Origin of the sequence: Skermanella aerolata KACC 11604 (assembly GCF_000936425.1) — a bacterium.
GTDB lineage: Bacteria > Pseudomonadota > Alphaproteobacteria > Azospirillales > Azospirillaceae > Skermanella > Skermanella aerolata.
Genome location: NZ_AVFK01000009.1, coordinates 1 through 26,267, shown reverse-complemented (window position 1 = coordinate 26,267; position 26,267 = coordinate 1). Strand labels below are relative to the sequence as shown.

20 protein-coding genes and 1 tRNA gene are annotated in these 26,267 nt (G+C 63.2%); 11 read left to right on the top strand and 10 right to left on the bottom strand.

Annotated elements, in window-relative coordinates; all coding sequences use genetic code 11:
* Positions 1-71: 71 nt before the first annotated feature.
* On the top strand, positions 72-1,364 hold the full coding sequence (locus N826_RS13280; protein WP_044429493.1) for an adenylosuccinate synthase: 1,293 nt from the start codon (positions 72-74) through the stop codon (positions 1,362-1,364).
* A gap of 24 nt (positions 1,365-1,388) precedes the next feature.
* On the opposite strand, the gene lipB is transcribed toward N826_RS13280, so the two are convergent.
* Positions 1,389-2,117 (bottom strand): lipoyl(octanoyl) transferase LipB, encoded by a 729-nt coding sequence (lipB, locus tag N826_RS13275; RefSeq protein ID WP_044429491.1) that lies wholly within the window; start codon positions 2,115-2,117, stop codon positions 1,389-1,391.
* A gap of 116 nt (positions 2,118-2,233) precedes the next feature.
* Here lipB and N826_RS13270 point away from each other — a divergent pair.
* A tRNA-Leu gene (locus tag N826_RS13270) sits at positions 2,234-2,320 on the top strand.
* Between the two features lie 173 nt (positions 2,321-2,493).
* Here N826_RS13270 and N826_RS13265 read toward each other — a convergent pair.
* The 5 genes from N826_RS13265 to N826_RS13245 form a co-directional block, all read right to left on the bottom strand.
* Positions 2,494-3,756 (bottom strand): oligosaccharide flippase family protein, encoded by a 1,263-nt coding sequence (locus tag N826_RS13265; RefSeq protein WP_169789345.1) that lies wholly within the window; start codon positions 3,754-3,756, stop codon positions 2,494-2,496.
* Between the two features lie 245 nt (positions 3,757-4,001).
* On the bottom strand, positions 4,002-7,274 hold the full coding sequence (locus tag N826_RS39955; protein WP_052831186.1) for a glycosyltransferase family 4 protein: 3,273 nt from the start codon (positions 7,272-7,274) through the stop codon (positions 4,002-4,004).
* A gap of 14 nt (positions 7,275-7,288) precedes the next feature.
* The gene (locus N826_RS39950; protein WP_169789344.1) at positions 7,289-8,875 is read right to left on the bottom strand and encodes an FkbM family methyltransferase; all 1,587 of its coding nucleotides are present in this window, start codon (positions 8,873-8,875) and stop codon (positions 7,289-7,291) included.
* A gap of 80 nt (positions 8,876-8,955) precedes the next feature.
* On the bottom strand, positions 8,956-10,179 hold the full coding sequence (locus N826_RS13250) for an ABC transporter ATP-binding protein (RefSeq protein ID WP_044429488.1): 1,224 nt from the start codon (positions 10,177-10,179) through the stop codon (positions 8,956-8,958).
* A complete protein-coding gene (locus tag N826_RS13245) occupies positions 10,176-10,865 on the bottom strand; it encodes an ABC transporter permease (RefSeq protein ID WP_244619605.1) in 690 nt (229 codons plus the stop codon). The genes N826_RS13250 and N826_RS13245 overlap by 4 nt, the downstream gene beginning before the upstream one ends.
* On the opposite strand from N826_RS13245, the gene N826_RS44175 reads away from it, so the two are divergent.
* From N826_RS44175 to mgtE, 5 genes are all read left to right on the top strand, one after another.
* The gene (locus N826_RS44175) at positions 10,858-11,118 is read left to right on the top strand and encodes a hypothetical protein (protein ID WP_169789342.1); all 261 of its coding nucleotides are present in this window, start codon (positions 10,858-10,860) and stop codon (positions 11,116-11,118) included. The genes N826_RS13245 and N826_RS44175 overlap by 8 nt on opposite strands.
* A 246-nt stretch (positions 11,119-11,364) precedes the next feature.
* The gene (locus N826_RS13240; protein ID WP_052831183.1) at positions 11,365-13,992 is read left to right on the top strand and encodes a sensor domain-containing protein; all 2,628 of its coding nucleotides are present in this window, start codon (positions 11,365-11,367) and stop codon (positions 13,990-13,992) included.
* An 87-nt stretch (positions 13,993-14,079) separates the two neighbouring features.
* The gene (locus tag N826_RS13235) at positions 14,080-14,745 is read left to right on the top strand and encodes an NUDIX domain-containing protein (protein WP_084720725.1); all 666 of its coding nucleotides are present in this window, start codon (positions 14,080-14,082) and stop codon (positions 14,743-14,745) included.
* A gap of 149 nt (positions 14,746-14,894) precedes the next feature.
* On the top strand, positions 14,895-17,186 hold the full coding sequence (locus N826_RS13230; protein WP_044429484.1) for an NADP-dependent malic enzyme: 2,292 nt from the start codon (positions 14,895-14,897) through the stop codon (positions 17,184-17,186).
* Between the two features lie 60 nt (positions 17,187-17,246).
* A complete protein-coding gene (gene mgtE / locus N826_RS13225; protein ID WP_044429482.1) occupies positions 17,247-18,662 on the top strand; it encodes a magnesium transporter in 1,416 nt (471 codons plus the stop codon).
* A gap of 21 nt (positions 18,663-18,683) precedes the next feature.
* On the opposite strand, the gene N826_RS13220 is transcribed toward mgtE, so the two are convergent.
* Positions 18,684-19,574 (bottom strand): TIGR01459 family HAD-type hydrolase, encoded by an 891-nt coding sequence (locus N826_RS13220; RefSeq protein WP_044429480.1) that lies wholly within the window; start codon positions 19,572-19,574, stop codon positions 18,684-18,686.
* Positions 19,575-19,861: 287 nt separating this feature from the next.
* Between N826_RS13220 and N826_RS13215 the strand changes: the two genes are divergently transcribed.
* Positions 19,862-20,110: a hypothetical protein gene (locus N826_RS13215; protein WP_044429478.1), complete on the top strand. Its 249-nt coding sequence runs from the start codon at positions 19,862-19,864 to the stop codon at positions 20,108-20,110.
* A 69-nt stretch (positions 20,111-20,179) separates the two neighbouring features.
* On the opposite strand, the gene rpoH is transcribed toward N826_RS13215, so the two are convergent.
* The 3 genes from rpoH to N826_RS13200 form a co-directional block, all read right to left on the bottom strand.
* On the bottom strand, positions 20,180-21,055 hold the full coding sequence (rpoH, locus tag N826_RS13210) for an RNA polymerase sigma factor RpoH (protein WP_044429476.1): 876 nt from the start codon (positions 21,053-21,055) through the stop codon (positions 20,180-20,182).
* 174 nt (positions 21,056-21,229) lie between these two features.
* Positions 21,230-22,009, bottom strand: coding sequence for a rhomboid family intramembrane serine protease (locus tag N826_RS13205; protein WP_044429474.1), 780 nt, complete (start codon positions 22,007-22,009; stop codon positions 21,230-21,232).
* Between the two features lie 137 nt (positions 22,010-22,146).
* A complete protein-coding gene (locus N826_RS13200; protein ID WP_169789343.1) occupies positions 22,147-22,527 on the bottom strand; it encodes a response regulator in 381 nt (126 codons plus the stop codon).
* A 654-nt stretch (positions 22,528-23,181) separates the two neighbouring features.
* Here N826_RS13200 and rpsL point away from each other — a divergent pair.
* Genes rpsL through fusA form a run of 3 tightly spaced genes read left to right on the top strand, consistent with a single transcriptional unit; the run spans position 23,182 to position 26,166 of the window.
* Entirely contained in the window at positions 23,182-23,553 is a 372-nt protein-coding gene (gene rpsL / locus N826_RS13195) for a 30S ribosomal protein S12 (protein ID WP_044429470.1), read from the top strand.
* A 14-nt stretch (positions 23,554-23,567) separates the two neighbouring features.
* Complete coding sequence (gene rpsG / locus N826_RS13190; RefSeq protein ID WP_037461345.1) at positions 23,568-24,038, top strand: 30S ribosomal protein S7; 471 nt, start codon at positions 23,568-23,570, stop codon at positions 24,036-24,038.
* Between the two features lie 43 nt (positions 24,039-24,081).
* The gene (gene fusA / locus N826_RS13185) at positions 24,082-26,166 is read left to right on the top strand and encodes an elongation factor G (protein ID WP_044429466.1); all 2,085 of its coding nucleotides are present in this window, start codon (positions 24,082-24,084) and stop codon (positions 26,164-26,166) included.
* Positions 26,167-26,267 lie beyond the last annotated feature (101 nt).

Below are 26,267 nucleotides of genomic sequence, written 5' to 3'. Positions count from 1 at the left end.
GCTCACGCCGCCCGGCCGGGATGCCGGAGGAGGTCTTGCGCCTTCTCCGCTGATACGCGTGGAGAGACACGATGGCAAACGTAGCGGTGGTCGGCTCCCAGTGGGGCGACGAAGGCAAGGGCAAGATCGTCGACTGGCTGTCCAGCCGGGCCGATGTGGTGGTGCGCTACCAGGGCGGCCATAATGCCGGCCACACGCTGGTGATCAACGGCATCGAGTACAAGTTGAGCCTGCTGCCGTCGGGCGTGGTGCGGCCGGGCAAGCTGTCGGTCATCGGCAACGGCGTGGTGGTCGATCCCTGGGCGCTGCTGCGCGAGATCGACGCGATCCGGCAGAAGGGCGTCGAGATCTCGCCCGAGAACCTGCTGATCGCCGAGAACGCCACGCTGATCCTCCCGATCCACGGCGCCGTCGACCGCGCGCGGGAAGAGGCGCTCGGCACCCTCAAGATCGGAACGACGGGTCGCGGCATCGGCCCGGCTTATGAGGACAAGGTCGCCCGCCGGGCGATCCGCCTGTGCGATCTGGCGGACGAGGCCGTGCTGGAGGAGAAGGTCGACAAGCTGCTGTTCCACCACAACGCGCTGCTGCGCGGCCTGGGCTCGGAAGAGGTCGGCCGCACCCAGCTGCTGGACAGCCTGCGTGAAGTCGCCCCTCTGGTCCGCCCCTATGCCGCCGTCGTGTGGGAAAAGCTGGACGAGCTGCGGCGCGCTGGCAAACGCATCCTGTTCGAAGGCGCTCAGGGCGCCATGCTCGACGTTGATCACGGCACATACCCGTACGTCACCTCTTCCAACACCGTGTCCGGCAACGCCGCGACCGGTTCGGGTATGGGGCCGGGAGCCGTGGGGTACGTGCTGGGGATCACCAAGGCGTACACCACCCGCGTCGGCTCCGGCCCGTTCCCGTCCGAGCAGCTCAATGCCGATGGCGAGCGGCTGGGCGAACGGGGCCGCGAGTTCGGCACCGTGACGGGGCGCAAGCGCCGCTGCGGCTGGTTCGACGCCGTGATGGTCCGGCAGGCGGTCAAGGTCGGCGGCATCAACGGCATCGCCCTGACTAAGCTGGACGTGCTGGACGGCTTCTCCGAGCTGAAGGTGTGCGTCGGCTACCGCTACGAAGGGCGGGAGCTGAGCCACTTCCCCGCCGGCCAGTCCGCGCAAGCCGGTGTCGAGCCGGTCTACGAGACGATGCCAGGCTGGAACGAGAGCACCCAGGGCGCCCGGAGCTGGGCCGATCTGCCGGCCACGGCGGTCAAGTACATTCGCCGCATCGAGGAACTGATCGAAGCGCCGGTGGCGATGGTCTCGACCAGCCCCGAGCGCGACGACACCATTCTGGTGACCGACCCGTTCCGCGACTGAGTCCGACAGAAAGACCGGGGAGGATCACTCCCCGAAGACGTCCTCCCACGCCGCCCGAAGCGCCAGATCGACTTCGGGCAGCGTGACGAGATGCCCCAGCGCATGCAGGCTGGTGACGCCGTGCTCGCTAATGCCGCAGGGTACGATGCCTGCGAAATGACTCAGATCCGGATCGACGTTCAGCGCGACGCCGTGCAGCGTCACCCAGCGGCGGACCCGCACGCCCAGCGCCGCGATCTTGTCCTCGTGCCCTTTGATCCCCCCATACGGCCCGCGATCGACCCAGATGCCGACCCGACCGTCGCGCCGCTCGCCCTTGACGTTGAACTGGGCCAAAGTCTGGATCAGCCACTCCTCCAGCCGGTTGACGTAGGCGCGGATATCCGGCCCCTCCAGTCCCCGCCGGGGACGTTTCAGATCGATCATCACATAGGCCACCCGCTGGCCCGGCCCGTGGTAGGTGTACTGGCCACCCCGGCCCGACTGGTAGGTCGGGAACCGCTCCGGCTCCAGGAGATCCGCCGGGCGCGCGCTGGTGCCCGCCGTGTAGAGGGGTGGGTGCTCCAGCAGCCAGACCAGTTCCGGCGCCGTGCCCTCCCGGATCGCCGTGGCCCGCGCTTCCATCTCGGCGACCGCCTCCGGATAGGGGACGGGTTCGTCGCTGATCCGCCACTCGACAGGGAGGCGATCGGACGGGCGGCTATCTGGGGCTGTTCCCTCCGGCAACCGGGCCGGGTGAAGGGAGGCTGTCATGGGTGATCCTGTTTTCTTAGAAAAAGCTGCTTCATTCGCTTGATCGGGGCACCGGGATTTGGTATTCCCCCCGCACGCCTGAAGCAAGCCCCGGCTTGTGGAAGCGGATGAGACATGCGGTCGTGGCGGAATTGGTAGACGCGCAGCGTTGAGGTCGCTGTGGGCTAACCCCCGTGGAAGTTCGAGTCTTCTCGACCGCACCATCCCTCCATCAGGTAACGGCCATACGAAAAAAAGCGCTGCAACGACCTCAACGTTGCGGCGCTTTTTTTATGCCCAAGTTTCCGAAAATTGGATTTCCGAAAGTCGAATTTCCTGAAGTTGGATGAGCGCCCGGGTCGCGGACGGCCCGGGCATCCCCAGTCAGGAAGTCTCGTCAGGAGGTCGCGGCTTGTACCAGGGCGGCGCGGTGATCCCTGACCGCCCGCCAGACCAGCATCACCGAGAAGAAGTGGAACAGGAAGCCCACTATGGAATAGGCGGCGATGGCGACATCGACGTTGGAAACCCAGGCTGCTGCCGGCAGCACCAGGAAGCGGGGCACCAGCGTCACGACCTCCAGGATCAGGAACTTGCGCTGGATGTTCAGGACAGGCACCAGCATCAGGGCGGGCAGGCTGATGAAGCGCATGGCCCACCAGATCACGATCCACTGCGCGAAGACACCGGCCTCCCGCCAAGCGTCGCCGAACGCCACCGCGTAGATCCAGGGGCCGGCCACGAACATGATGACAACCGGCAAGGCGACCATGGCCGCCAGTCCGCCGGTGGTCCGGATGAAGATATCCGTCAGGTCCTCGCCCTTGTGGTACATCTCGGCCGCCCGCTGATAGAAGACCCGGCGGGTCGCGTCGCCCAGCAGGGTGATCGGCATCTCGAACAGGCGATAGGTGAACCAGTAGAGGCCCGCCACGTAGGGATTGAACAGGGCCGTCAGCAGGATCGACGGCACGGTTACCGTCGTGGTGGACAGCAGCGCCTGCGGCATGCTGTAGAGCGGAAAATCCAAATGCGTCTTCGCCAGCCGCTTCATGGCCGGCCAGTTGATTACCAGCCGGAGCGACGGCAGGTCGTACCGGATGAGCTGCCACGCGACAATGACGGCACTGACCACCGTGCCGAAGATCATGCCGAGCACCAGCCCGTCGACACCCATGCCGACGAGGCCGGCGGCGATCTGTGCCGCCGCCACCCCGACCGACCGGCTGATGGTGGACATCGAGATTCGTTTGTAGGCTTTATGGCGCGTCGCCCAGACGCTCAGCACCTGGGCGATCGTCGTCGTCAGGATCATCAGCGGCAGGAACCACAGCAGCGCACCCAACTCCTGGTAGCCCATCAGGGCGAGCATATCGTCGCCGAAACCCCATACCGCGAAGCCGGAGGCGACGCTGACCACTCCGACGATGGCCAGGGTCAGCGCCAGAAGGTTGGCGGCATCCTCCTCCGTCTTCGCCATGACGATGGCAAGCTCGTAGCGGCCGCTGGCGACGGCGACGAAGGTCATGTTGAGTGCGCCGAACAGCGCGAACAGGCCGAAGTCGTCCGGATTGTACAGGCGCATCAGAATTGGATAGGCCAGGACCGTCAGAACCTGGGCCATGGCGGTGCCAGACGCCAGAACCGCGACATTCTTCATGAAGGGACCGCGGAGGATCCTCATTGCTGTACGCGGCAGACGGTAACTATCAACTTGGGCCGTCAATGACTCTCTCACAGAAGCGTTCGCAAAAAACCGAATCGGCGCGACAGTGCCATAAACACGATACGGTTGCGCCGGTTCATGGGGTTAAGGCGATTACGCTTTTGATCTCTGTGATGGAGATGGGCAGTTATAGGTTCATTGGGGTTATGACATATTCCTTATGTGTATATCGCTCCAATTTAATCTACTTCCTCCGCGACCTTCGTTTCATTCATTTTTATCTCGGATCCTGCAGGTTTGGACGATGCAGGTAGCTGCTTCCGGTCGGAACCTTGCCGGTCGGCGTGATATGCCGCGTCCCAGCGGCCGTCGAAGATTACTTCGGTAAAACGCGCCGCCGATTGCTCCCAAGTAAGCCATGGCATGTCGGCGGTGGTCGGTGTGCCGCCTTCGGCATCGCGGCGCATCCACAGACGGAGCGCGTCGGCCAGATCTCGCCCGCTGGTGCCGGAGAAATATGTCGCGTGTTTACCGGCTATCTCGTGGAACACTGGGATGTCCCGAGCAAGGATGGCCTGCCCGTGCTTCGCCGCCTCGATCAGCGGCAGGCCGAAACCTTCATCCAGCGACACCGCCAACAGAGCCGTGCATCCGTCGTAGAGCGCATTGAGGTCGGCGTCCGACGCCCGAGCGAACCAGTGAAGCCGCTTTCCGAGTTGTGGATGGCTACTTATCCGTTCGACGAGTTTTTCGACCTTCCAGCCCTGTTTGCCGATGATAACGAGTTCGGCTTCGCATCCGTCCGACCAGAGCTGTTCGAATGCGGCAAGCGCCTGGGCATGACCCTTGCGCGGTTCTATGGTGCCGACAGTCAGGAATACCGGATGGCGGCTGCGCAACACCCGCGTCACGTCGGCTCCGGGTTCCTCCGCTTCGGCATGAGGAGAGGCGTTTCCGATATCGGCGCCGAGATGGAAATGTCCGATCCGGAGCGGGGTCGAACGCTGAACGTCGAGGTTCGGCAACCAGTCGAAAAGCTGGTCGGCAACCGAGCGCGAGATGCAGAGCAAGCCTTCGCAATGCGTCGCGATCTGTTCCACCCAAATGCGGAAATGGTGGAAGGGGACGAACCAGTCCGGCTGGATCAGCGGCAGCAGGTCGTAGACGACGAAATAGCTGCGGATGCCGCGCAGCAGCAGACTCCGATTCAGCGCCGTCCGCCCCTCGATCAGGTGGGAGGCAAGGTCGAGGCCGACAAAGATATCGCCGACTCGTGTATCCACCAGATCCTCGGGCAGCCCCAGGTCGGGTATGCCCATGATTCGGGCCGCGAAGGCGCGGGTATAGCGCAGCGTTCCGCTGCCGTCGTCCATCACGGGCTCGACCCTGAAGCCGACGGGTGGCTTTTTGATAAGCTCGATCAGGATATTCTTGGCAACGCGCTGGATGCCGGTTCCGGCATCGCGCAGGCTGACCTCCGAAACGTCGACCAGGATCTGGCGCAGTCGGCCGACACCGGGCAGGTTCTCGGCGCCACAGCGCACGATCGTTTCCCAATCCGCTCCGCCGGGAACCTCGGGGGCTTCGATGGCGACGATGTCCTCGCTCAGGCGTTGCAGGATCGACAGCCGTGCGTTCTGTGATTGTCTCTCGATCGCTTCGACGATCACGGCCGCGGTGGCTGCTCGTTCCAGTTCGATCAGGTCGGCGATGTCCTGGTCCGGCTTCTGCCGCGCTCCGTCGGAAAGGCGGATGACTCCGGTGGCGATCGCGGCGATCCCGGTCAGGCACGCGTACTTTTCCGCCGTGGCCAAGATGTCGCCCGAGCGCGCCGCCTCCGCTGCCGCGGTCCAGCCGTAGGAAAGATATACCTGTCGCAGCAGGAGCGGTTCGCCGGTTTCGGCCTCCAGCGTCGCCAGCGATCGTGCGATGCCTCTGTCATGCAGAACGACGGTTCCCGGAACCCGCTGTAGCGTGTCGAGCATCCAGGGCAGGCAGGTCGCATCGTCTCCCAACGCGTAGACCACACGATCGAAGGCCGAAGCGTTCATGACGAGCCATTCCGGCGTCCTGACCGGCGTGCCGCCGCCGCCGGACGGACGAAGGATGGTTTGCTGGGGCGTAACGCATTCGACGTCGTAGTGCCGGACCAGATCGGCCAGCATAGTTGCGGACCATTCGGCGACGCGAGAAGGCGCGGGCGGCAGCTGCCCTACCAGAGCAAGACGGGGACGTCTCGTCGGCAGTATGGCCTGCACCCTGTTGCCCGTAGCTGCTCGGTTGCGGCGCTCGTGCAGTTCCTCGAAGGCATCCAGCGTCTTGCTGGCGGTAGCTTCCCAACTGTAATGCTTGGCGCGCTCCAGACCATGCCGCGACAGCTCCGCCAGCAGCCCCGGATCGCCCAGCACCTTGGTCATCCTGGAGGAGATCGCCTCCGCGGAGCGAGGATCGAACATCGCGTCTGCGCGGCCGACCACCTCGGGGAAGCTTGTAGTGTCCGACGTGATGGCCGGCGTTCCGCAAGCCATTGCCTCAAGGGCCGGCAGCCCAAAGCCCTCGCGGAGCGACGGGCAGACGAACAGGCGGCATTGGCGGTAGAGTTCCACAAGATCGGTATCGGGGACTTGACCCGTCAGCACGTAATCGTTCTCGGACAGGCCGGCTTCTCGCGCCATGATCGGCACCCGGACGCGGTCGGGCGGGTTGACAACGCAGACCAGGACGAGCTGATGGCTCTTCCTCATGTCGCGCGGCAATCTGGCATAGGCCTCCAGCATGCCGGCGAGGTTCTTGTGGGCGTCTACCGTCCCGACGAACAGCACGAAGGGGCGTGTGATGCCGAGTCGCTTCTTCAGCGACCTTGCGGCATCGTTTTCGGGTCGCGACAGATCGGCGGGACAGAACTTGGGGTCGGCTGCGGAATAGATCGTCCTGACATGATCGCCGCCAAGGTCGAGCATCTGGAGCGCTTCCCGGGCCGAGTGATCCGAGATCGCCAGCAGCAGATTGGCACGGCGCAACGAAAGCAGCTTGCGCGAGTACCACTCCAGGCTGCGCGGATCTTCCGGCAGAACCTCGGGGTTGGCCAGAGGGATCAGATCGTAAAGGGTGATGGCGGTAGGCAGGCTGCTCACGGTGGCGCCGACCGAGGTCGTCACGTCATGGTACATTCCCTCGAACAGGCTCGTCACATGGACGATGTCGGGACGCAGGCCTTGCAGGAAACGCTCCCGGACAGCTTCGGCCGCCTGTATGCGCCACCAGCTCTCGCCGGTCAGGAAGCTGACACCGGCCGGCTGCGACCAAACCACCATATTCTCCCACGGAACCAGTCCGTCGAAAGCGGTTCGTATCGGTTCGACGGTGTCGCTCAGCGCACCGTTCATCGTGACGACGATCTCGTGGCCGCGCGGTCGGCACGCCATGGCCTTCGCCAGTTCCAGGGAATAGCGGCCGATCCCACGTAGCCTGCTGGGCGACTGGCAGGCCTGGAGGTCCAGGACGATACGCATGGAAAATCTCCTGCTCAGCGTGTCCGCGCGAGTGCGCGCCTGAGCGTCGCCTCGAAATTGCGTTCTGTGGCCGACATTTGCCGGCTGATAAGGGGTTGGGCATCCAGGAAGCCCGCGCCCGGGATGCCGCCATGCGCGACAGCCGGGGCCGGCAAGGCTTCCACGGCCCCGACGGCCTGCACTTGAGGGGCCGCCGCTTCCGGCGCAAACACCGGGCGGGCGAGCAGTGCACGCGCCTTACGCTCCAGCCATGGATGACGGAGTAGGATCGGCAACGCTGCCTTCTTGATGAGCGGCCGGTCGGCTGCCCAGCGGGCTGCCTTCCGCGCGGCCCGCACGGCGGGCGGGCGGGCCTTGCGGGCCAGTGTCATGATAGTCACCGATCTGGCCGCCACGATCGCCCGCTTCAGTGCCCGGACCGGAGAGGTCAGCCGCCACGAGACGCTGACCCGGACAGCCTCGATGTACCCGTTCAGCGAGGCGATCATGGCTTGCTGTTCGGCGATGTGCTGGTGCAGCGCCGCGTTCTCATGTCCGACGCGCTGCCACTCCGCCAGACGGGCATCGACGTCTGCCCGCCATGCCGCCAGCTCGGCCTGCCTTTGCGCGATCTCGTGGTCGTGCACCTGCAACTCTTCACGTCGGAGTTCGGCCTCTCGCTCGCGCAGGTCGGCTTCTTCCTGGCGGATTCCGAGCTCCTGATGGCGCGTAGCGGCTTCCAATCGGCGGATGGCGGCTTCATCGGCCCGGGCTTCGATCTCGCGCGCCCTGAGTTCGGCTTCCTCTATGCGTGCTTCGGCCTCTTCTGTCCGAATATCCGTTTCACGGGTCCGAACCCCGGCTTCGTGCCTGCGGGTTTCGAGTTCCTGTCTGCGTGCTTCGGCTTCGTGCGTACGGGCTTCGGCTTCGGCGCGCCGCACCTCCCGCTCGGTATCCAGCCACGCGTGATCGTTCGCGATCTGCCTGCTCAAGGCGGCTGCCTGCTGGCGGGCGACCCAATCGTGGGCACGGAACCAATCGTCGAAGATATTCGGCTGGATCTCGAGGCGGGGGATCAGCTCTGTTTTCTCTTCGGCGACGTAGAAGCGGTTCAACCCGTCGAAATGGGCGAAACGATAGCCCCGGCCGGTAAGGAGCGGATCCCAGTCCTGATGGTTGGGGATCTGAGTCCGGGCGACCGTCGCTTCGACCAGGATGATCCACGGCCGTATCGTACGCAACGACAGGCCGCGAAGCACCGCCGTTTCCATGCCCTCGACATCGATCTTCAGGAAATGGACGACCGTCACCCCGTGAGTTTCGAAGATGTTGTCTAGCGTATCCAGCGGCACCTGGCGCTGGACCGCATTCAATCCTGAATATTGATGGCGCCGGGCCAGGTCCGGGTCGCCGGTCGATAGCTCGCTGCCGGGGATGTCGTAGAAGGTGACGGTACCTATGCTGTCACCGGCGGCGACGGCCAGATTTATGTCATGGGGCCGCGCCGCCACGAGTTCATCGTGGAAGCCCTGCGCCGGTTCGATGTTGATGCCCCGCCACCCCCGTTCATAGAACGCCCTCGTGACGGATTGCTCATCCGGACTATTTGCGCCGACATCCACGTAGAATCCTTGCGTAACATCGCATAGGGCTCGATGGAGAACGACATCTTCCAGATTTTGGGCAAAGGAGATGAACGGCATCAGCGCTCGATCCTGATGGAGGGCGGGACCCAGGCGGTTCCAATGAAGTAAGGCTTGTCATGGTTGCTGACGGTGAACATCAGCGCCAAGTCTCGCCATTCATAGTTGTTGATCAGGTGCGTGTCGGAACTGACCAGAGCGGTCGCGATCGAATAGCTGCCCGGCCCAAGGTTTGCGTGGAACGCAGCGGTGTAGGTGACGACACTGCCGGCTTCCAAGTCTTCCAGTATCTGTTCGGTGTGGAAGGTGTTGGTCCCGAACATCGTCTGTCCCAGCCGGTCCTTTATCATGTAGCCGAGGACCAGACGCGGCAGGGACCGATCGATCCGAACCCGGATGCGCAATGTCACGGGATCGCCGACATTCACGAACTCCACGGGTTCGTCGCGGCCGTTGAACAGCCCGATATCCTGGACCACAGCTTCCAAAGTGCCGGAAACGGTCTGCGTCCTGCCGGTATCGTGCCGCCTTACCTCGACCGTCTGCTCCTGCCGCTCCGCCAGCAGGGCGTTGTAGAGGTCCATGACCTCTTCCGGGGTGCCGTCCTTGATCTGTGCGCCACGCTCCAGCAGGATCGCCCTGTCGCACAGCGTCTGGATGGCGGATCGGTCGTGCGAAACGATCAGCAGCGTCGTGCCGTGCTCGCGGAATTCGCGGATGCGGTCGAAGCTCTTGTGCTGGAAATAGGCGTCGCCGACCGACAGCGCCTCGTCCACGATCAGGATGTCGGGCTTTACCGCCGTCGCGACGCTGAACGCGACCCGCATCTGCATGCCGCTCGAATAGATCCGCAAGGGCTGGTCGAAGTAGTCGCCGATCTCGGCGAAGTCCTTGATTTCGGGCATCAGCGTGTCGATCCGATCGCGGGTGAAACCCATCAGGCCGGCGACGTTGTAGACGTTCTGGCGGCCGGTGAACTCCGGGTTCATGCCCATGCCGAGTTCCAGGATCGCGGCGATCCGGCCGTGGACATCCACTCGGCCCGCGGTCGGGCGAAGGGTTCCGGTGATCAGCTTCAGCAGCGTGCTCTTGCCGGCGCCGTTCTGACCGACCAGACCGATCGCTTCTCCCGGAGCCACGCGAAAGCCGATGTTTCGCAGCACCCACTGTTCCTTGAGGATATCGGGCTTTCCGCCGAACCAGGAGAGCACCCGGGACCATTCGCTCCGATAGGTGCGGAACGCCTTGCCCAATCCGTCGACATGCAGAACGGTCGCGGTCATAGCACGTCGACCATCTCGGCGCCGGCACGCCGGAACATGAACATGCCGGCAGCCATCAACCCGAAAGCCAGCAGGGCTGTGCCGGTCAGCGCCGAGAGATCCGGCGTCCTGCCGAATACCAGCACCTCGTGATAGGCCGAGACCAGCGGATAGAGCGGGTTGAGGAACAGCATCGCCCGCAGTCCGTCGGGGAGGACGCTGGGGACATAGACCACCGGGGTGAACCAGAAGCCGATCTGAAGCACCAGGGGAATGACTTGTCCGATGTCCCGGATGAACACGTTGAGGATGCCGAGCACGATCCCGAAACCGAGCGCCAGCGCCAGGGTAAGTGCCGTGAGGACGGGCAGCAGCAGGATCGACGGGGACACGCCGTGACCCAGCACGGCGAAGACCGCGATGATCGCCAGCAGCAGCAACCCATTGTTGACGAGAGCGGTCCCGGTCGTGATCAGCGGCAGGCAGATCTTGGGAAAAACCATCTTCTTCAGGATGTTGCCGTTCTCGATGAAGATCGTCAGGCAGCGTGTGACGACATCGGAGAAAAGGGACCAGCACAGGATGCCCGCCGTCAGGTAGATCGCATATCCGTAGGTCTGATCGGCCAGTTCCGGAAGTCGGGCCGATAGCAGGGATGATAATATCAGGGCATAGATACAAACTTGGACCAACGGATTGATGATCATCCAGATACCGCCGATCCGGCTTCTGATGAAACGGCTCATAAACTCAGTTTTGATCGACGAAACGATGAAGTACCGAAAAGCCCAGGTACTTCTGAGCATTGACCACATCAAAATCTTCCTCTTGCCGGCAGCTTCTTTGGATTGGCGTCACGGCAAATTTAGAGAATCGGAATCAAACACCATCGGGCCAGTGCACCCTGAAGAACGCGCATCCATGCGGAACGGTTCTCAGGCGGCGGGGGATATAGCATGAGACAATGCCTATTGCGAGCAAATCAGGAAGCTTTCGCTCCTAATATAAGAGTATGCTCGACGGTTGAAACCAAAGGCAAAAATCCATCGAGAATCGATATCCGGTTTTGATATGGATCATCCCGATCAAAGTTCAAAATCGTTTAAAATGCATAAGTCGTCCGTGCACGTAAATTGGGTACGTCAGACATGGCTTGCGCCGGGGAAGATCTGTTTCCCTTCGCATCCGAAGGGGGGAGCTACAATAATGACCGATAACGGTCGCAGCGCGGCTCCGGCCAACAGACGTGACCACCGGGAGTGCGATGCGTTGACCGAACGCCGTCGGATCAAGGTGGAGCACGGCAGCGAGCGCGACTGTTTGTCACAAATCATCGAGGGCAGCCCCGTACCCACCTTCGTCATCGACGAGAACCATGTCGTTACCCACTGGAACCGGGCATGCGAGGCGATATTTTCCGTTCCGGCGGCAACCATAATAGGGACACGCAGGCAACGTGAAATCTTCTACGGCAAGGACCGGCCCTGCCTGGCCGACTTGATTGTCGATCAGGCCGGGGAAGAGGCCTATGAGCGATACTACGGCGGAAAATACCGCAAGTCGGCCCTGATCAGCGGCGCATACGAAGCCGAGGACCTCTTTCCGGTTTTTCAGGGCGGTCCACACTGGCTGTTCTTCACCGCGGCCCCCCTGTTCGACAAGAACGGCACTATCGTCGGCGCGGTCGAAACGCTTCAGGACGTCACCGACCGGAAGCTCGCGGAAATGGCATTCCTTGCAAGCGAGCGACGTTTCCGCGACCTGTTCGAAACGATGAGCGACAGCGTCGTCATCCTCCAGCCGCAAGACGAGGGCACCGAATTCGTCGTCGCCGACATGAATCCCGCGGCGGAGGCAGCGTGCCTCACGGATCGGGACCAGATGGTCGGCAAGCCGTTGCGGGATGCGGCATCGGCGGCGCCGCTCGCCACGGCCGGTCCCGTCTCCACGGAGACCGCGCTCGCGACGCTGGATGCGGTCCGGCGCGTCTGGCGGACCGGCAGGCCGGAATCGCGGTTCAGCATCCAGCATGACGAGGGCGGCAAGGCGCTCGATTGCCGGAACACGCATTTCATCCGGCTGCCGACCGGAGAGATCGCCTGCCTGTCGGAAGACGTCACCGAACGGGAGCGAAACCAGGCGGAACTCGAAATGGCCGCCAGCGTCTTCCGGCACACGGTCGAGGGTATCTTCGTCACCGACGCACGGGGCATCATCGTCTCGGTCAATCCCGCCTTCACCCGGATCACCGGCTACGACGAGCAGGAAGCCGTCGGCCAGTCGCCGCGCCTGCTGCGGTCCGGCCTGCAAGGCGACGATTTTCCGGGAATCCTATGGGAAAGCCTCAAGAAGGAGGGAAGCTGGCAGGGCCAGATCTGGAACCGGCGCAAGAACGGCGAGATATTCCTTGAATGGGCGACGATCACCCAGGTTCTCGATGCCCAGGGGCGGCCCAGCCGCTATGTGGCGATCTTCAACGACATCACCGATCTTCACCGCAAGGACGAGCAGATCAAGCATCAGGCCTATCACGACGCATTGACCGGATTGCCCAACCGCCTGCTGCTGTCCAAGCGCATCGAGCAGGCCATCGCCGTCGCCCGGCGGAACGGCCACGGCATTGCCCTGCTGTTCATCGATCTCGACCACTTCAAGACGATCAACGACTGTTTCGGCCACGACATGGGCGACAAGCTGCTGATCGAGGTGGCGCGGCGGCTGAAGTCCTGCGTGCGAGATTCCGACACGGTGGCCCGGCTGGGTGGCGACGAATTCATAATCGTGATCGGAGACACCAGCCTGCCGGAGAGCGTTTCTCACGTCTGCCATCGTATACTGAAAAGCCTCCGGCAGCATTTCAGCGAGCCCGAGGTCGAAGTGGTCACGGGCAGCATCGGCATCAGCCAGTTTCCCGAGGACGGCGGCGACGCCGAAACGCTGCTCAAGCACGCCGACATAGCGATGTACGAATCGAAGCGGCGGAGCCGGAACACCATCAGCTTCTTCACCGCCGACATGACGCACAAGATGATGCGCCGGCTGGAGTTGGAGAGCGATCTGCGCCGCTCGATCGATCATGCCGAACTGGAGGTCTATTACCAGCCGAAGGCCGATATCACCGCTGGCGACATATACGGCATGGAAGCGCTGCTGCGCTGGCGCCACCCGATCCGCGGGATGGTCCCGCCGGACGAGTTCATCCCGCTGGCGGAGGAGATCGGCATGATCGTGCCGATCGGCGAATGGGTCCTGCGGACGGCATGCCGGGATGCCATGGGTCTGCATGCCGCCGGGCAGCGGCTCCACCTGTCGGTCAACCTGTCAATGCAGCAGTTCCGCGATCCCGACCTGGTCGCCCGGATCGCCGGCATCCTTGCCGAAACAGGACTGGCGCCGGAATGGCTGGAACTGGAGCTGACCGAAACCATCATCATGACCGAGGCGACGCAAAGCATCGAGGCGTTCAACCAGATCAAGCGCCTTGGCGTGGCGCTGTCGATCGACGATTTCGGCACCGGCTATTCCAGCCTGAGCTATCTGACGAAACTGCCCATCGACACCTTGAAGATCGACCGCAGCTTCATCCAGCACTGCGGGCACGATGGCAACAGCGCGACGGTGGTATCCGCGATCATCAATCTCGCGGCCCAGCTTGGCCATTCCGTGGTCGCCGAGGGAGTCGAGACGGTGGCGCAATTGGCCTTCCTGCGGGAACGCAAATGCAGCATGATCCAGGGATACCTGCTCGGCAGACCTGTGCCGCTGTCCGAATTCACCACCAACCTGGCGCGGTGGGGGAAGATCGTGGCGGCCCTGGCTTCGCCGATCGCCTGACCGGGCCGGATTTTCCAGCCGAGCCTGCTCCGGTATTCCGGCCCGGTTGTTCAAGTTGTTCCGATCAAGCATCCCTCTGGAGCGATTATGCCGACTTCCCGGCCCAACTCGCGGGCGCCGCATCCCATATCCTCGACACTGCCCGCCGTATCCCAGGAAAGCCCCTGGAAGACCCTGACCGGAGAGATCCGGTACGAGAACAAGTGGATCAGGGTAACCGAACACGACGTCATCAATCCCGCCGGCAAGCCGGGCATCTACGGCGTCGTCCATATGAAGAGCAAAGCCATCGGCGTCCTGCCGATCGACGCGGACGGCTGCGTCCAACTGGTCGGACAGTTCCGGTATTCGCTGAATGCCTACAGCTGGGAAATGCCGGAAGGCGGCGGTGGGCTGGAAGTCGAACCGATCGAGGAAGCCAAGCGTGAACTGCGGGAGGAAACCGGCGTCATCGCGCATCGATGGTCGGAACTGCTGCGCCTACATACGTCCAACAGCATCTGCGACGAACATGGCGTCATCTATCTCGCCTGGGACCTGGAGCATACGGAGTCGGAGCCGGAAGATACCGAAGCCCTGACGGTGGTCCGCACGCCTTTTGGGCAAGTGCTCGACTATGTGCTCGACGGCACCATAACGGATGCGATGACGGTTACCGCCGTGCTCAAGGCACAGGTGCTGGCGGCGCGTGGCGGCCTGCCGATGGAAGTTGCCGAACTGATCCTCGGCGACCGATCCGGCATCGCCGGATGATTGTCATAAATCCATTCATTTCAGGGCCATCTGACCCGCGCCCGGCGATGCACTCTATTCTGGACAACGGTGGATATCGCATATAGACCGTCCCGAAATCAGGTGCGGATATTGCCGTACTAAATTTTCAAAGGGGGCCGGGGGAAACTATGGCTGAAAATCTGCGGGACGCGGCACTGGATTACCATCGCCATCCGACACCCGGAAAGATAGCCGTAGCGCCAACCAAGCCGCTGGCGACCCAGCGCGATCTGGCACTTGCCTATTCGCCGGGAGTCGCCGCGGCTTGCGAAGCGATCGTCGCCGACCCGGCCGAAGCCAGCACCGTCACCAGCCGCGCCAACCTTGTCGCGGTCATCACCAACGGTACGGCTGTTCTGGGACTGGGATCGATCGGCCCGCTCGCCGCCAAACCGGTAATGGAAGGCAAAGGCGTCCTGTTCAAGAAGTTCGCCGGCATCGACGTCTTCGACATCGAACTGGACCAGAACGACCCGGACAAACTCGTCGAAATTATCGCCGCGATGGAGCCGACCTTCGGCGGCATCAACCTGGAAGACATCAAGGCGCCGGAATGCTTCTACATCGAAGAGAAGCTTCGTGCCCGGATGAAGATCCCCGTCTTCCACGATGACCAGCACGGCACCGCCATCATCGTCGGCGCCGCCATCCTGAACGGCCTGCGGGTCGTCGGCAAGAAGATCGAGGACGTGCGTCTGGTCGCGTCCGGCGCCGGCGCCGCATCGCTGGCTTGCCTGGACCTGCTGGTCGACATGGGCATGCCGGTCGGCAACATCACTGTCACCGACATCGTCGGCGTGGTCTACAAGGGCCGCAACGAACTGATGGATCCGCGCAAGGAGCGCTTCGCGCAGGAAACAGATGCCCGAAACCTGGGCGAGGTCATCGCCGGCGCCGATATCTTCCTGGGACTGTCGGCTCCGGGCGTCCTGAAGGCCGCCATGGTCGAGAAGATGGCTCCCAACCCGCTGATCCTGGCGCTGGCCAACCCGACGCCGGAGATCATGCCGGAAGAGGCGAAAGCGGTGCGGCCCGACGCGATCCTGGCGACCGGACGGTCGGACTATCCCAATCAGGTCAACAACGTCCTTTGCTTCCCCTTCATCTTCCGCGGCGCGCTGGACGTCGGTGCGACCACGATCAACGAAGCGATGAAGATCGCCGCAGTGCGCGCGATCGCCGACCTGGCGATGGCCGAGGCGAGCGACATCGTGGCGTCGGCCTATGGCGATCAGGTCTCGGGCTTCGGTCCGGATCACCTGATCCCCAAGCCGTTCGACCCGCGCCTGATCCTCCAGATCGCTCCGGCCGTCGCCAAGGCGGCGATGGACAGCGGTGTCGCTACCCGTCCGATCACCGACTTCCCGGCCTATGTCGACAAGCTGAACGAGTTCGTCTTCCGCTCCGGGCTGGTCATGCGCCCGGTGTTCATCCGCGCCAAGCAGGACCCGCGCCGCGTTGTCTATGCCGAGGGCGAGGAGGAGCGGGTGCTCCGCGCCGTCCAGGTCGTGCTCGACGACCGGCTCGCCAAGCCGATCCTGATCGGCCGCCGGGACGTCGTGAGCCGCCGCATCGAGAAGCTCGGCCTCCGTATACGCCTGGGCGACAACGTCGAGCTGGTCGATCCCGAGAACGACCACCGCTACAACGACTACTGGACGCTCTACCACCGCCTGATGGAACGCAGCGGCATTTCGCCCGATGTGGCGCGGACGGTGGTGCGCACCAACACCACGGTGATCGGTGCGCTGATGGTGCGCCGGGGCGATGCCGACGCCATGATCTGCGGCACGATCGGCAAGTACCGGACGCATCTGTCCGACATCAAGAACGTCGTCGGACTTCGCCCCGGCGTCCGGACCCCGGCGGCGCTCAACCTGCTGATCATGAACAAGGGCACCTTCTTCATGTGCGACACCTATGTGTCGCCGGACCCGACCGTCGCGGAGATCTCCGAGATGACCGCCCTGGCGGCCGAGGAGATCAAGCGATTCGGCCTGACCCCGAAGGTTGCCTTGCTGTCGCACAGCAATTTCGGCAGCCATGACAGCCCGTCGGCCGTGAAGATGCGCGAGGCACTGGTCGAGATCACGCGGCGTTGCCCCGATCTGGAAGTCGAAGGCGAGATGCACGCCGACAGCGCTCTATCGGAGGAGATCCGGGCACGGATCTTCCCGAACTCGCGGCTGAAGGGGCAGGCCAACCTGCTGGTCATGCCCGACCTGGATGCGGCCAACATCGCCTTCAACATGACCAAGGTGATGGGCGACGGGTTGTCGGTCGGTCCGGTGCTGCTGGGCGTCGACAAGCCGGCGCACATCCTGACGCCGTCGGTCACGGTGCGCGGCATCGTCAACATGTCGGCCCTTGCCACGGTGGACGCTCAGGTCTCGGCTTCGGAAGCGGCCGCCAAGGCGTAAAGACGATCCGGGGAATTCTACCCGGCGATTACATACCTGCGGCAGGGTGGTGAGGGCGGGGTGACCGAAGCGGCTCCTGATATCGGGCGGCCCCCGCCGGTCGAACCCGACCGGGACGGCAGGGTGGATTACGAGTTCGGCGTCTCGCACGAACTCGTCTCCGAAGTGCGCGACTGCCTCGACCAGGGGCGGATTTCGGAGGCGGGCGGCAAGATCGCCGGCCTTCATGCCGCCGACCTTGCCGACCTGATCGAGCAGATCGGGCCGGACTTGCGCGGCCCACTGATCGATCTTCTCCGGCCGTCCTTCGATGCCGAGATCTTCGCCTATCTCAGCCAGTCGCTTCGCGAAGTGGTGCTGGACCAGCTCGAGCCGAAGGAACTGGCTGCGGCCGTCGCCGAACTGGAAAGCGACGACGCGATCGACCTGATCGAGGATCTCGATGCCCATCAGCAGCGCGAGATCCTGGACAACCTGCCGCCCGAAACCCGCGCGGTCGTCGAGGAAGGCCTGACCTTCCCCGAAGACAGCGCCGGCCGCCTGATGTCCCGCGATCTGGTGTCGGTGCCACAGTTTTGGACCGTCGGCAAGACGCTGGACTACCTGCGCACCGAAGCCGATGCTTTGCCGGAAGACTTCTACGACGTCTTCATCGTCGATTCGATGCGGCGCGTGGTGGGGGCGGTGCCGGTCAGCCGGGTCATGCGCCAGAAGCGGTCGGTCCGGCTGGCTGACATCCTGACGGAGGACATCCGGACGGTCCAGGCGATCACCGACCAGGAGGAAGTGGCTTTCCTGTTCCGTCAGTACGGGCTGGTATCTGCTCCCGTCGTGGATTCCGCCGGTCGGCTGCTGGGCGTGATCACCGTCGACGACGTGGTGGACGTGATCGACGAGGAAGCCGAGGACGACCTGCTGAAGCTGAGCGGCGTTCCCGATACCGATATCTACCGGGCCGTCCTGGATACGACCCGCTCCCGCTTTTCCTGGCTGTTCGTCAATCTGCTGACGGCGATCCTGGCATCGGGCGTGATCTCGATGTTCGAAACGACGATCCAGCACATCGTGGCGCTGGCCGTCCTGATGCCCATCGTCGCATCCATGGGCGGCAATGCCGGCACCCAGACGCTGACGGTTGCGGTCAGGGCATTGGCGATGCGCGAGCTGTCCGAGGCCAATGCCATGCGCGTGGTCGCCAAGGAGGCACTGATCGGGACGATCAACGGTGCGCTTTTCGCCGTGATCGTCGGAGTCGTGGCCGGGCTGTGGTTCGAAGACCGCCTGATCGGGATCGTCATCGGCATCGCGATGATCGTCAACCTGTTCATCGCAGGTCTGTGCGGCACGCTGATCCCGCTCGGGCTGGCCAGACTGAAGATCGATCCGGCGGTGGCGAGCACCGTCTTCCTCACCACCGTTACCGACGTGGTCGGCTTCTTCGCCTTCCTGGGGCTGGCGGCCTTGATCCTGATGTAGGCCGGACGCAAGGCGGGTTTTCTACCAGACGAATGCGGCGAGAGCCGCGCAGGGGGGCTTCGGCGTAGCTGCGACGATGCAATGCAGCCGCTCCTCCGTCGGCGGCTCGCCCCAGACGGTCCCGAACTCTTCCCGGTGGATCCCTCCGGTGACCAGTACGGAGTCGATCCCGACGCCACCCGCGCCCGCAATGTCCGTCGTCAGGTTGTCGCCGATCGCGAGGATGCGGGAACGGTCGGCGATCTTCAGGACGTCGAAGCAGCGCTCGTACAAGTCCGCGAAGGGCAAGCCGCAGTACTCGACGTCGCCGCCGAGTTTGCCATAGCGCCTCGCCATGGCGCCGGCTGCATGAAGCCGCTCGCCGCCGGCAAGGCGCCAACGCTCCGGATCGGCGCACAGAAGCGGCAAATCCTTGGAGATGCAGATCCGGAAAACCTCTTCGTAGTCGGCAAGGACGTCCTCGACCTCGTTGAAGCCGGTGCAAAGGACGAACTGCGCCAGATAGGGCTGGTCCACCGCTTCCATGTCCAATCCATGGATCAGTTCGGCGTCGCGGATCGGACCGAAATGCAGGCAGGCGGTGCCAAGGTCCCGCAGCCACTCCTCTGGCCGGTGGCGCAGCCACTGGTGAGCGAGTTCGCCCGACGTCAGCAGGTGGTCGTAGAGATCCCGCTCCAATCCCATGTCGTCGAGCAGTTTCGCGGCCGATGCGGCGCGTCTCGCCTGGTTGGTCAGGAGGCAAATCTTCTTGCCGCGAGCCTTCAGGTGGCGCAAGGCATCGGCCGCACCGGGATAAAGCGCCGATCCATCATGAAGTACGCCCGCGGTGTCGATGACGAAGCCGTCGTAGTCGTTCGCGACGGCGGAAATGCCGGTCACGATCGGGGTGGTTTGAAACAGGCCGTCGGACATGGATCTTGCTCGCCGTTGGGAAAGGATCGCTTCACTGTCCCACGCCGGGCGGCATTCAGGGGTGACTGCGGTGTCGCACCCGCGAATGAAGCGCAAAGGCGACACGGCGTTCGCGCCAATTCGGCGGCCTGTTCGAAAGAAAGTCCGGCCGCGGGTGGAATTACCGATTTGGCAACGAAGATCAGAATAGGCTGTTAGCGACTGGACTGAAGCTGTCTCGCCGGATCTGCCTTCAAGCAACCATGAGGGCGAATTGACGCATGTAAGTCGGGAGGACGAACATAATCATGCTGCTGTTTTCGATCATGGCGCATCAGGCCTATGCCTATGCAACCTTCTGGACTTGTGGCGCGGAAATGAGTCTTGCCATGTGCAGGTGCATCAATTCTTCCATGGAAGCCTATCTTGGCGCGCTCGATGAAAAGAACGGCAGGATCGGCGTTTCGATGACATCCATGCCGTCTGCCCGGCACGGCCGCACCGCCGACGTTATCCCGTTCCCCATCCACAAGACGATTTCATCCCGGCCGAACTGAGCGTCCTGCCGGGATGTTTGTTTCACGACGATGCTTCCGTCGCACCGGGCCTGACGTGCCGCCATCCGATCAAGCGGCGGCCGGCAGCAGTTCACGTCCCGCCGGTGCCGCCGTCAGCATCGCTTTCTGCAGCTTCTCGAAGGCGCGCATCTCGATCTGCCGGACACGCTCCCGGGAAACCGCATACTGCTTGCTCAGCTCTTCAAGCGTCGCCGGTTCGTCCTTCATGCGGCGCTCGACCAGGATGCGGCGCTCACGATCGTTGAGCTTTTCCATGCCGAGTGCCAGCAGGCGCCGGCGGGACGCCAATTCGTCCGCCTCGACCACGATGGTCTCCTGATCGGGCCGCTGGTCGACCAGCATGTCCTGCCACTCCATATCGCCTTCGGCCGCGGTGACGGCATTGAGCGAACTGTCGGCAGCCGCAAGGCGCCGGTTCATATCCACCACGTCCGCCTCGTTCACCTCCAGCTTGGTAGCGATGGCCGACACGGTTTCCGGCGAAAGATCGCCCGACTCCAGTTCCTGCATCTCGCGCTTGACGCGGCGCAGGTTGAAGAAAAGCTTCTTCTGTGCGGCCGTGGTGCCCAGCTTGACGAGCGACCAGTTGTGCAGCACGTGGCTCTGCATGGCGGCACGAATCCACCACAGCGCGTATGTGTTGAACCGGAAACCGCGTTCCGGATCGAATTTTTCGACGGCCTGCATCAGGCCTACGTTGCCCTCCGCGATCAGGTCGGCCAGCGGCAAGCCGTAACCGGCAAAATCCCGCGCCATCTTGATGACCAGACGCAGATGGCTGCCGACCAGCTGACGCATCGCGTCCCGGTCTCCATGGTCCCGCCAGCGGCGGCCGAGATCCAGTTCCTCATCCGCGCCCAGCATTGCAAAGCGGCGGGACTCTTCGATGAACGGGGTGACGGCGTCGTCGGTATGAATGCTCAAAGCGAACCTCCAAAACCCTTAGGTGCCCCCGCCGATAGAGACAGGTTTCCACGCTCTCATCCTTCAAGGCATTGAAGTGGAGTTGATTGGGGAAACGGTTTTCGGGGGCGACACCTGATATGGGGTGTCCTTCCCGGCATTCAAGAAGATGGATTTTGAATACAGGTTTTTTCGTTACCAGCGCCGGCCCGATGGGGGAACGCTGCCTCGCCTCCTGGGCGCGGTGGCGGAACTGACCTGGAAAGCCCTGCTGTGCGGCCCTTCGAACAGCCTGACATCCCGCTTTTTGAAAAAGGGAACCAGAACGGCACCGGCGACGAAACCGCCGACATGCGCCCAGAAGGCGACTCCGCCGTCGCCGCCGGAAGTCGGCGTGGTGGCGCCGCTGATGAACTGCATCACGAACCAGAGACCGAGCACGACCGCGGCCGGTACGCTGATGACCCTTATGAAGAAGAGGATGACGAACAGCATTCTGACATTGGCACGGGGATGGAGCACCAGATACGCGCCCAGAACGCCCCCAATGGCGCCGCTGGCTCCGATCATCGGAACCTCCGATCCCGGCGCCGTGAACGACTGGACCAGCGCCGCCGCCGTCCCGCACAGCAGGTAGAAGACGACGAAACGGCCCCGTCCCATGCTGTCTTCCACGTTGTTCCCAAAGATCCATAGATAGAGCATGTTGCCGAGCAGGTGCATCCACCCGCCATGCAGGAACATCGAGGTCACGATGCTCACCGGCGCCGGGACCAGCCGCAAGTCCGGCGGCAATTGCGCCGAGCCGAAGAGCACCGCGGGTATCAGGCCGAGCGAGTAGACGATCGCATTCCCCGCGCGGATGCCCAATGAGGTTTGCCAAAGGAAGACAGCGATGCAGCCGGCGATGACAGTCCAGGTAACGACCGGCAGCTGCCGGGTCGGATTGTCATCCGAAAGGGGAAGGGTGAACATCGTGCCTCTGGCTTGCATGCGCGGTGCGGTCCGGCACCCGGAGCTTGGAAGAAGCCGGAGATGACGTCAATGTGGTGTCTGAAGCAGGGGAGGCAAGCAAGGCCGGAGTGGAGCCGGTGAATGCCGCGTCCGCTTCTTCAGGCCGCCGCCAGCGGTGTGCAGGACCCGCTGGACCGGAAAGCGGCAAGCACCGCCTTGGCTAGGGCATCGATGCCGAAAGGCTTTATCAGGAAACCCGACGCTCCGGCCGCGTATGCGTCGGCGGCGGTTGCATGGGCGCTGCAAACGACCACCGGGATGCCGAGCCGGCCCGAGATCTCGCTGGCCGCCAGGAGGCCGCTCGATCCGTCGGCAAGGGCTACATCCATCAGCGCAAGGTCCGGGCGGTGGATCTCGGCGAGACTTACGGCTTCGGAAGCGGTCCGGGCGATGCCGCATACATCATACCCGAACTGCTCGATGACGAGGGTAAGACCCAGGACGACGAGCTCATCGTCTTCAGCAATGAGAAGTCGCATGTTCCTCGCCATCCCTTTTCACCAGTCAAGAATTCAGGACCACATGCCGTTCTGCCGGGCCAACGGCCGGGGAATGACCGTACCAAACAATAATGTCCGCTCGACGTACAGTTCCGCCATGGTCATTCCGGCATAAATCCAGGTCTGCAAGAGGTTGATCGGGCGGGAAGCCGCAGGCTGTGGGCGTTACCCCCTTGCTGTACCCTTCGGCTCGATGCGAACGACATGCCGCATGCTCTGGTACTCCGTATTCCTTACCAATCGTCAGCACGGAAGGGCAAAAGAGTGCCTTCGCAGGTGCGGCATTCTCGACGGCGGATAAAGACGGCTGGCGTGGACAACCGTATCGGGCACTTGCCCGCCGCAGCGCCGTCCGTCATACGACCACCGTTTAAAATAACTGATACGACGCTTGACGATGAGGGGTCGCATCCATATTATCCGCGAACCTTTTTGGGGGACAGGTAGTAGGCCGTTCGCGGACTAGACACTGTTGCCTAAAAGGCTCCGACCCTACATAGCCGCACCCGAGCTTTTTCGGACGGCGTTTGACGATTTACCCGCACGAGGCGGTGTTTACGCTTCGACGGCGGGTTTTTGCATCGTCTGGCATCTGGTTTGCCGACGACGAGATTGAATGGAAGAAGGGCTCTGATGCCGACGATCAGTCAATTGATCCGTAAGCCGCGCCAGCCAGTGGCAGCGCGCAACAAGGTGCCGGCACTGGAAGAGTGCCCGCAGAAGCGTGGTGTCTGCACCCGTGTGTACACGACCACCCCGAAGAAGCCGAACTCGGCCCTTCGTAAGGTTGCCCGCGTGCGTCTGACCAACGGCTTCGAAGTTACCAGCTACATCCCGGGTGAAGGCCACAACCTTCAGGAACACTCGGTGGTGATGATCCGCGGCGGCCGTGTGAAGGACCTTCCCGGCGTGCGCTATCACATCATCCGCGGCTCGCTCGATACCCAGGGCGTGAAGGACCGTCGGCAGCGCCGGTCGAAGTACGGCGCGAAGCGTCCGAAGTAAGGAGATCCTGAAAGATGTCTCGTCGTCGTCGCGCGGAGAAGCGCGAGGTTCTGCCGGATGCCAAGTATGGCGACCGCGTCCTCACAAAGTTCATGAATTGTCTGATGCTGGACGGCAAGAAGTCGGTCGCGGAAGCGATCGTCTACGGCGCGCTGGAGCGCGTCGAAGGCCGTGCCAAGGCGGACCCGGTCCAGGTGTTCCACGATGCCCTCGGCAACGTGAAACCGCACCTGGAAGTTCGGTCGCGCCGCGTCGGTGGTGCCACATATCAGGTTCCGGTCGAGGTCCGTTCGGACCGCGCCCAGGCCCTGGCGATCCGGTGGCTGATCAACAGCGCGCGTGCGCGGTCTGAAAACACGATGACGGAACGCCTGTCGGGCGAGTTGCTCGACGCCGCAAACCAGCGCGGCTCGGCGGTCAAGAAGCGTGAAGACACGCACCGCATGGCGGAGGCCAACAAGGCCTTCTCGCACTACCGCTGGTAAGCGCCACGGCGACCTGACCAGAGAGAAGTTCGAGAACAGCAATATGTCACGCTCCACACCGCTCGACCGGTATCGCAACATCGGCATCATGGCTCACATCGATGCCGGTCGCACGACCACGACCGAGCGTATCCTCTTCTACACCGGACGCGGCAAGGCCGCGGAGTCCTCCGATGACTCCGCGTTCGCCGATCTGTCGGAAGAGGACGAGGAGCGGGGCATCACGATTACGTCGGCGGCTACCGCCTGCTTCTGGAACGACCATCTCATCAACATCATCGACACCCCGAGCCACATCGATTTCCTGGTGGAAGTCGAGCGTGCCCTGCGGGTCATCGATGGTGCGGTCGCGGTGTTCGATGCGACGATCGGGGTCGAGCCGCAGTCGGAAACGGCGTGGCGTCAGGCCGACAAGCACCATGTCCCGCGGCTGTGCTTCATCAACAAGATGGACCGGCCCGGGGCGGACTTCCACCGGATCGTCGGCATGCTGTCGGACCGGATCGGTGCGCGGCCGCTGATCGTCCAGTTGCCGATCGGCAGCGACGGCACCTTTACCGGTGTCGTGGACCTCGTACGGAACAAGGCTGTCGTCTGGAAGGACGAAGGTTTGGGTGCGGTCTTCTCCGAGACCGACGTTCCGGTCGAGGTCGCGGATGAGGCGGCCAGGTACCGGGCCGCTCTGATCGAGGCTGCGGTCGAGCAGGACGCCGATGCGACCGAGGCTTTCCTGTCGGGAACGGTGCCGTCGGAAGATGCGCTGAGGGGCCTGATCCGCAAGGGTACCTGCAACCTGAACTTCGTTCCGGTGCTTTGCGGTTCGGCTTTCCGGAACAAGGGCATTCAACCGATGCTGGATGCCATCGTCGGTTATCTGCCGTCTCCGGCAGATGTCGGCGACGTTCACGGGGTCGAGGTAGGCGAGCAGGGCGATCATCCGGCGGATGCGACCCGCGCGGCCGTGGATACCGCGCCGTTTTCGGCATTGGTCTTCAAGGTCATGTCGGACCCGGTCGTCGGTTCCCTCTCGTTCGGGCGCATCTACTCGGGGACACTGGCGGCCGGTGCGACCGTGCTCAACCCGATCAAGGGCGAGCGTGAGCGTATCAGCCGGATGTTGCAGATGCAGGCCAACGCCCGTGAGGATGTCCGGCAGGCCCATGCCGGCGACATCGTCGCCTTCGTCGGGCTCAAGCATACCGCCACGGGCGACACGCTGTGCGACGTCGCCAACCCGATCGTGCTGGAGCGGATCGAGTTTCCGGAGCCGGTGATCGAGATCGCCGTCGAGCCGGCAAGCAAGGCCGATCAGGAAAAGCTGGCCTCCGCGCTTCTGCGCATGGGACAGGAAGACCCGGCTTTCCGCGTCGTCGTGGCCGGAGATGCCAGCCCTACCGTGATCAAGGGTATCGGTGAGCTTCAGCTGGAGATCCTTGCGGATCGCCTGAAGCGCGAGTTTCGGGTCGATGCCAAGTTCGGCGCTCCGCGCGTGGCTTACCGGGAAACCATCGGGCAGCCGGTCGAAGTCGATTACACGCACCGGAAGCAGGTTGGTTCCGCTAGCCAGTTCGCCCGGGTGAAGCTCGCGCTCGAGCCCCTCGGCTCCGGTGCGGGGCTGAAGTTCGAAAACCGCCTTGCCGCCGGCGTCCTGTCCAAGGACTTCGTCCAGGCGGTTTCCGCGGGCATCGAGGCGGCTCGGGAGACCGGGGCGCTGGCAGGGTTTCCGGTTACCGACCTGACGGTAGCCCTGGTGGATGGCGATGCCCACGACGTAGACAGCACGGCGCAGGCTTTCGAGCTGGCGGCTGCTTCCGCGTTTCGGGAAGGTCTGGTAAAGGCCCGGCCCGTCCTGCTGGAACCGATCATGAGCGTCGAAGTCGTTACCCCCGAGGACTTCTCGGGTAGCGTCGTCAACGACCTGCGGAGCCGGCGCGGACGGATCGAGGCGATGGACCAGCGGGGCAATGCGGCGGTCCTGACCGCCATGGCGCCGCTGGCGAAGTTGTTCGGCTATGTGAATACCCTGCGGTCCATCAGCCAGGGCCGCGCGCATCATGCGATGCAATTTGACCACTACGAACCGGTGCCGCAGGCCATCGCCGATGAGGTCCGCGCCAAGTTGGCGTAAGACTCTCGAGTGCAACTGGCGGTGACGAAGATAGATATGGAGACTAAGGACCATGGCGAAGGCTAAATTTGAGCGGAACAAGCCGCACTGCAACATCGGCA

Excerpts from the sequence above, each read along its gene's own strand:
- N826_RS13235 (WP_084720725.1), top strand. The coding sequence starts at position 14,080 with ATGCCGACTTCCCGGCCCAACTCGCGGGCGCCGCATCCCATATCCTCG.
- rpsL (WP_044429470.1), top strand. The coding sequence starts at position 23,182 with ATGCCGACGATCAGTCAATTGATCCGTAAGCCGCGCCAGCCAGTGGCA.
- N826_RS13280 (WP_044429493.1), top strand. The coding sequence starts at position 72 with ATGGCAAACGTAGCGGTGGTCGGCTCCCAGTGGGGCGACGAAGGCAAG.
- lipB (WP_044429491.1), bottom strand. The coding sequence starts at position 2,117 with ATGACAGCCTCCCTTCACCCGGCCCGGTTGCCGGAGGGAACAGCCCCA.
- N826_RS44175 (WP_169789342.1), top strand. The coding sequence starts at position 10,858 with ATGATCATCCAGATACCGCCGATCCGGCTTCTGATGAAACGGCTCATA.
- N826_RS39955 (WP_052831186.1), bottom strand. The coding sequence starts at position 7,274 with ATGCGTATCGTCCTGGACCTCCAGGCCTGCCAGTCGCCCAGCAGGCTA.
- N826_RS13250 (WP_044429488.1), bottom strand. The coding sequence starts at position 10,179 with ATGACCGCGACCGTTCTGCATGTCGACGGATTGGGCAAGGCGTTCCGC.
- N826_RS13205 (WP_044429474.1), bottom strand. The coding sequence starts at position 22,009 with ATGTTCACCCTTCCCCTTTCGGATGACAATCCGACCCGGCAGCTGCCG.
- rpsG (WP_037461345.1), top strand. The coding sequence starts at position 23,568 with ATGTCTCGTCGTCGTCGCGCGGAGAAGCGCGAGGTTCTGCCGGATGCC.
- N826_RS13200 (WP_169789343.1), bottom strand. The coding sequence starts at position 22,527 with ATGCGACTTCTCATTGCTGAAGACGATGAGCTCGTCGTCCTGGGTCTT.
- fusA (WP_044429466.1), top strand. The coding sequence starts at position 24,082 with ATGTCACGCTCCACACCGCTCGACCGGTATCGCAACATCGGCATCATG.
- N826_RS13240 (WP_052831183.1), top strand. The coding sequence starts at position 11,365 with ATGACCGATAACGGTCGCAGCGCGGCTCCGGCCAACAGACGTGACCAC.
- N826_RS13245 (WP_244619605.1), bottom strand. The coding sequence starts at position 10,865 with ATGATCATCAATCCGTTGGTCCAAGTTTGTATCTATGCCCTGATATTA.
- N826_RS13220 (WP_044429480.1), bottom strand. The coding sequence starts at position 19,574 with ATGTCCGACGGCCTGTTTCAAACCACCCCGATCGTGACCGGCATTTCC.
- N826_RS13230 (WP_044429484.1), top strand. The coding sequence starts at position 14,895 with ATGGCTGAAAATCTGCGGGACGCGGCACTGGATTACCATCGCCATCCG.
- N826_RS13265 (WP_169789345.1), bottom strand. The coding sequence starts at position 3,756 with ATGAAGAATGTCGCGGTTCTGGCGTCTGGCACCGCCATGGCCCAGGTT.
- N826_RS13215 (WP_044429478.1), top strand. The coding sequence starts at position 19,862 with ATGCTGCTGTTTTCGATCATGGCGCATCAGGCCTATGCCTATGCAACC.